Annotated in this window: 6 protein-coding genes; 3 read left to right on the top strand and 3 right to left on the bottom strand. The window is 54.4% G+C overall.

What is annotated here, in order from left to right:
- From Q8Q07_06410 to Q8Q07_06400, 3 genes are all read left to right on the top strand, one after another.
- The coding region (locus Q8Q07_06410; protein MDP3879916.1) for an MBL fold metallo-hydrolase at positions 1-882 on the top strand (882 nt) is incomplete at its 5' end.
- A complete protein-coding gene (gene tig, locus Q8Q07_06405) occupies positions 882-2,189 on the top strand; it encodes a trigger factor (protein MDP3879915.1) in 1,308 nt (435 codons plus the stop codon). The genes Q8Q07_06410 and tig, both read left to right, overlap by 1 nt.
- Positions 2,186-2,800, top strand: a complete 615-nt coding sequence (locus Q8Q07_06400; GenBank protein MDP3879914.1) for an ATP-dependent Clp protease proteolytic subunit — start codon at positions 2,186-2,188, stop codon at positions 2,798-2,800. The genes tig and Q8Q07_06400 overlap by 4 nt, the downstream gene beginning before the upstream one ends.
- Here the strand turns inward: Q8Q07_06400 and Q8Q07_06395 are convergent, their stop codons facing one another.
- The 3 genes from Q8Q07_06395 to Q8Q07_06385 all read right to left on the bottom strand — a co-directional run.
- Complete coding sequence (locus Q8Q07_06395; protein MDP3879913.1) at positions 2,801-3,805, bottom strand: carbohydrate kinase family protein; 1,005 nt, start codon at positions 3,803-3,805, stop codon at positions 2,801-2,803.
- 288 nt (positions 3,806-4,093) lie between these two features.
- Complete coding sequence (locus Q8Q07_06390) at positions 4,094-5,083, bottom strand: hypothetical protein (GenBank protein ID MDP3879912.1); 990 nt, start codon at positions 5,081-5,083, stop codon at positions 4,094-4,096.
- Positions 5,080-5,337: hypothetical protein (locus tag Q8Q07_06385; protein MDP3879911.1), on the bottom strand; the 258-nt coding region annotated here is incomplete at its 5' end. The genes Q8Q07_06385 and Q8Q07_06390, both read right to left, overlap by 4 nt.

Genomic DNA, 5,337 nt, shown 5'->3' with positions numbered 1-5,337 from the left:
GAGTTCGGCAGTGTTTACCTGATTGATGAAGATAAAAAGGCGCTGATTGATACCGGGCCGACCCCTTCCGCCGGATTTGTCCTTGACGGGCTTAAAGAACTGGGTGTGAGTCCCGGAGACATCGACTATATTGTTATCACTCATATCCATTTAGACCATGGTGGAGGCGCCGGGTTTCTGGTGAAAAATATGCCTGAGGCACGGGTGCTGGTACACCAGCGGGGTGCCCGGCACCTGGTTGACCCGTCGCGGCTGGTCAGCAGTGCCCTGGCGGCGCAGGGCCAGGTTGAAGAGACAACAGTAAAAAATACTGAGGTCTTGCCCATTGCGGCGGAGCGGGTAACCGCGGTGCGTGACGGTGATACTATCGAGCTGGGCGGAAAACAGTCTTTGCGGATTATTGAAGCTCCGGGACATGCTCCGCACGAGCTATGTGTCCATGAAAGCCGTAATAACGGCATTTTTACGGGAGACGCCGCCGGTATCTGTTTGGGAGAGCATAAATCACTAACCATGGTTAACGCTCCACCCAGCTTCGATCTGGAGTTATCGGGAGCTACCATTGAGAAGTTGCTCCGGTTGCAGGCGTCCCGTATTTACTATTCGCACTTCGGCATGACTACCGAAGTGCAGACCAAGCTGCAGTGGTCTATGGATACGCTCTATGCCTGGAATGACATAACGAGTCAGACGTTGAGCGAAAACAGGTTTGCCGATGCCGCGGAGAGGTTAACCGCTCGGGCGTGTGCCGCCTTAGAGCCGCTCAGGGAAAGGTGGCCTGCTCTCTATGATTATATGGCGAAACACGATGTGCCGATGAGTATTGACGGCTTCTTAAATTATTATCGGGAAAAGCACGGCGTCAGGCAAATGGAGGGATAGTGAAAGTAACCAACGAGAAAACTGAAAACAGGCAGGTGTTCCTGACCATTGAGATGGAACCGGAAGAGGTGGCGGAGTCCATGGAGAAGGCTTACCGGCGCCTGGTCACGAGGACCAAAATCCCCGGTTTCCGGGTGGGCAAGGCGCCACGGGCGGTACTGGAACGCCATATCGGTAAAGAGAGCCTGCTGGAGGATGCGCTCAATAGTCTGGTTCCTGAGGCTTATCAGAAGGCTATCGCCGAGCAGGAGATCGAGGCTATTGCTCAGCCGCAGATTGAAATAACCGGGACCGAGCCGGTAGTGTTTACGGCTACGGTACCGTTAAGACCTGAGGTTAAGCTTGGTGATTACCATCAGGTCAAGCTCTCGCCGGAGTCGGTGACGGTAACCGATGAGAATATTGACGCCGTTATGGAGCAGCTGCGTCATCAGCACGCCACCTGGGAGCCGGTGGAGCGCCCGGTGGACTTTAATGACCTGGCCGTGCTTGATGTCGAGAGCAGTATCGATGGCCAGCCTTTCATTAACCAGCAGGGCGCCCAGTTCCAGGTACTTCGCGATTTCACTTTCCCCGCGCCGGGATTAGCCGAGCAGCTTGTCGGGATGAAAAGCGGTGCGGAAAAGGAGTTCACGCTACAGATTCCGGCGGAATATCCCCGCCCGGAACTGGCCGGGAAAGAGCCTCACTTCAAAGTAAAGGTAACCGGGGTCAAGCAGGAAATACTCCCCGAGCTCAATGACGAGCTGGCTAAACTGGTCAACCCCGAGTATGAGACCCTGGCTGCGCTCCGGGAGCGTGTCGCCGCTGATATGACGCTCAGGGCTGAAGAGAGGGCCAGAATGGACTTTGAAGAACGGGTGATTGACGGCGTTGTTGGGCTATCTGAGGTAGAGTTCCCCCCGATTCTGATAGAAGCGGAGATTCACCGGATTATTGACCAGCGCTTCCAGCGGGGCGACCAGACTCTGGAACAGTACCTGAGCAGTGTCAATAAGACGGAGGAGGAGCTGCATGAAGAGTTGCGTCCTGTAGCTATCACCAGGGTCACCCGATCTCTGGTACTGGGCAAGGTTGTTGAAGAAGAGAAGATTGAGGCGGATGATTCGGAAATTGACGCTGAAATTGATAAAATGGTAGCCAGTAGCGGTGATAAAAAGGAGGAATTGAAGAAGATTCTGAATACCGCACAGACCCGCGAGTCAATCAGGCAGACATTGATTACCCAGAAAGCGGTGCAAAGACTGGTAGATATGGCTAAAGAGACAAAGAAACCAAGGAAAAAACGGGATAAGGAGGCAAAATGAATATTAATCCGATGGATATTATCCCCGGCGTGGTTGAGACCGGGCCAAGAGGCGAGCGGTTCTGGGACATATACTCTCTGCTGTTAAAAGAGCGTATCGTCATGTTATTCACCCCGATTTCTGACCCTGTGGCGAACACTATCATCGCTCAGCTTCTATACCTGGAACGGGAAGACCCGGACAAAGACATCAGTATGTACATTCAGAGTCCGGGTGGGGTCATCACCTCCGGGCTGGCTATTTATGACACCATGCAGCTGATTCGTCCTGATGTGTCCACCATCTGCGTCGGCATGGCGGCTAGCATGGGTACTGTGCTCCTCTGCTCCGGCGCCAAGGGTAAGCGCTATGCCCTGCCGCACTCAACAATTCACATGCACCAGGCGATCGGCGGCGCTCAGGGACAGGCTTCCGATATTCAGATTGCGGCCCGTGAGATTGCCCGTCAGCAGGACGTAATTAAGGATATCATCGTCCGGCACACCGGCCAGCCGCTGGACAAGGTGACCCATGATACCGACCGTGATTTCTACCTTAATCCTGAGCAGGCGGTAGAGTACGGCCTCATTGATGAAATCCTGAGCAAACCGCAGGACGCGGCCAAGAAGTAGCTACAACTCACGCTGGTAGAGTTCATGGTAGCGGTGGGACAGTTCGTCAAGGGTGGGTAGTCCATCCCTGGCTCCTATTTTCCGGATGGAGAACCGGGCGACAGTGTCTCCCAAGCGGCCGCATTGCTCAATGTCTTTATCCTTGAGAAGGCCGTAGAGAAAACCGGCGGCAAAGGCGTCCCCGGCACCGGTGGTGTCAAGCGCCGATATTATGCTTTTATCGCCGGGTTCGATAATGTATTCTTTTTCGGCGGTCCGGATGTAGCTGGTGGCCATGACCGATTTGTAGGGTATGCCCTGACCAAGAGTGACCGCGACAATGCGGCAGCCCAGTTCAATACAGCGCCGGGCGCCGGAACTGAAATCGACGGCGCCGGTTAACTGCTTCATTTCACTCTCATTCAGGAAAAGGATATCAGCCCTGGCCAGTAATGGAGTCAGGGTTTGCAGTCCCCTGGCGGCGTACAGTGAGCCCGGGGAAAAACTTACTTTGACTCTGGAATCCAGCCTGGCGACCAGTTGCACTATAATGTCCAGTTGAGGGTCGTCAACGAAGGAAGAGATGTGAAGCAACCCTGCTCGGTTCAAATAATCTAATTCTATATCACCCGCGTTTAATAAACTGTTGGCTCCGGGGGTGACCTGAATAGAGCGGAAGTTGAGGTTGTCGACGAGGCATAGTGTTTCGCCTGTCCCGGTGGCCGGTTTTATCTTGATTTGACTGGTGTCTACGCCTGCTTTCTCAAAATCCCGCAGCAGTATCCTGCTCTCATCATCGTCACCCACCGCCCCGATAAAGCCGGTATTTACCCCCAGCCTGGCCAGGCCATATATAGTATTGGCCGCCGAGCCGCCGGGGAAGCTGCCGATGAATTTTCGTTCCGCTTCCGGGATGTGTTCCATATCCCTGCCGGCTGCTGTCTCGGCGTCTCCCAGGGTACGCTCTACCCGGTAGACACGGTCGAGATTCAGCGCCCCCAGCCCGACCACTTCAATGTTGTTCATGGGAACCCTATCCCCCCCAAAAGTTTCTTGCAGGCGATGTGTCATTGCGAGGAGTCCCGATGCAATCGGCGCGACGTGGCAATCTGGGTGGAGGGCATCACCCCGCCTGGATTGCTTCGGCTTCCAATCGCTCATGTCCTTGTCATTCCGTACTTGATACGGAATCCATGTGGAGGGGGTAACTGGATTCCGGCTTTCGCCGGAATGACAGAATACCTATTTTCATAGCAATGACATTTCTCCATAGTCTCAAGACTTGCCTGAACTTCAAGATGAGTATTTTTGAATTTACCCCAGCTTGCCCGCTTCTTCCCTGGCCAGCTTTCTTATCCTCTGGTGAAGGGCGATTACGTCATCAATGTCTTTTCTGCCGGACAGCCAGTGGAGGTAGTTCCTGTCCTCCCTGCCCCCTGCCTTCTCCTTGGCCCTGACCGCTTTCTCGACCTCTTTTCGCTGTCCTTTCTGCCATGCCTGGAGAATATCGGTCAGGTCGCTGACGGCGGTGGATGCCAGTCCCATGGTAGCATAAGGCAGGGCGTACCGGCTGGCGTTGAAGGCAACCGCCAGTCCTCCGGCGGCTTCCACTGCCTGGAGCATTTCGGCATCGGTGATGCTGTCACCCACCACCACCCACCTGGCCAGGGGCTGGGCCTCTTTCTCAGCGAATTTGTTCAGGGCGTCCAGCTTACGCTGTCCCCCGACTGGCCTGACCTGTTTTATCGCCTTTCCGATGGGGGTGTTCGGTAATTTCTCCCGGAAGAAGCTGTCCAGGCTTTGCTTGATACGGGCATCATCGGTCGGCGGGTGCAGGGCCAGTATTTCCTGCTCGGCCTGCTTTAATAAACTCGATTCCTCCGGGCTTAAAGCAACACGGAGCTTGTCCAGCGGGAACGTTGTGCAGGCAACACGGTGGGCAAATATACCCAGCTTCTGGGTGATGTGTATGGCGTATTGCTGATAGGTAGTGGTAATACAGAACACCTTCCATCCGCTGTATTCCAGCCATGAGATGAGTTTCTCTGCCTCGCCGGTCAGGGTAGCCCTGGCGGCCAGACCAGAGATATCAGCCTCCGTGATACCGTGCAGCACCAGGAAGGGCACGATAAGGGCCAGGGTGTCCCCGGCCTCGTAGTCTTCCCTGCCTTCCAGCACCAACAGGTCATCGTAGCGGTTGATAACCTCGAAAATCCTGTCCCCGTCGGGAAATAGCTTCATCAGGTCGTAGGCGTTGTCCTGGGGTGATAGCGGCCCTTCAAGGTCAAAGCAGATAGTGTTCATATCAGATTTACCCTTTCTAACTGTTTATTGATTTCATCCGTTAGATCATATCCTTTTATCGGGTTTTCCGCGGCATTGACTACCTTTTTGTCGGCGGTTATCCTGATTTTACCATGGCTGAAAGCCTTCAGGGTGGCCGTGATCAGAGGAAACTCCCGGACGAGGCCGTGCTCACGGATGAGCTTGAATAAGGAATCCCTGGCTCTCTGCCTGTTGGCGCTGTCCGCATTTAAAGTCTTCATTTCTTGCCAGTA

Source organism: Dehalococcoidales bacterium, assembly GCA_030698765.1.
Classification (GTDB): domain Bacteria; phylum Chloroflexota; class Dehalococcoidia; order Dehalococcoidales; family UBA2162; genus JAUYMF01.
The sequence above is the reverse complement of the archived record's forward strand: the minus strand, read 5'-3'. Positions and strand labels throughout refer to the sequence as shown.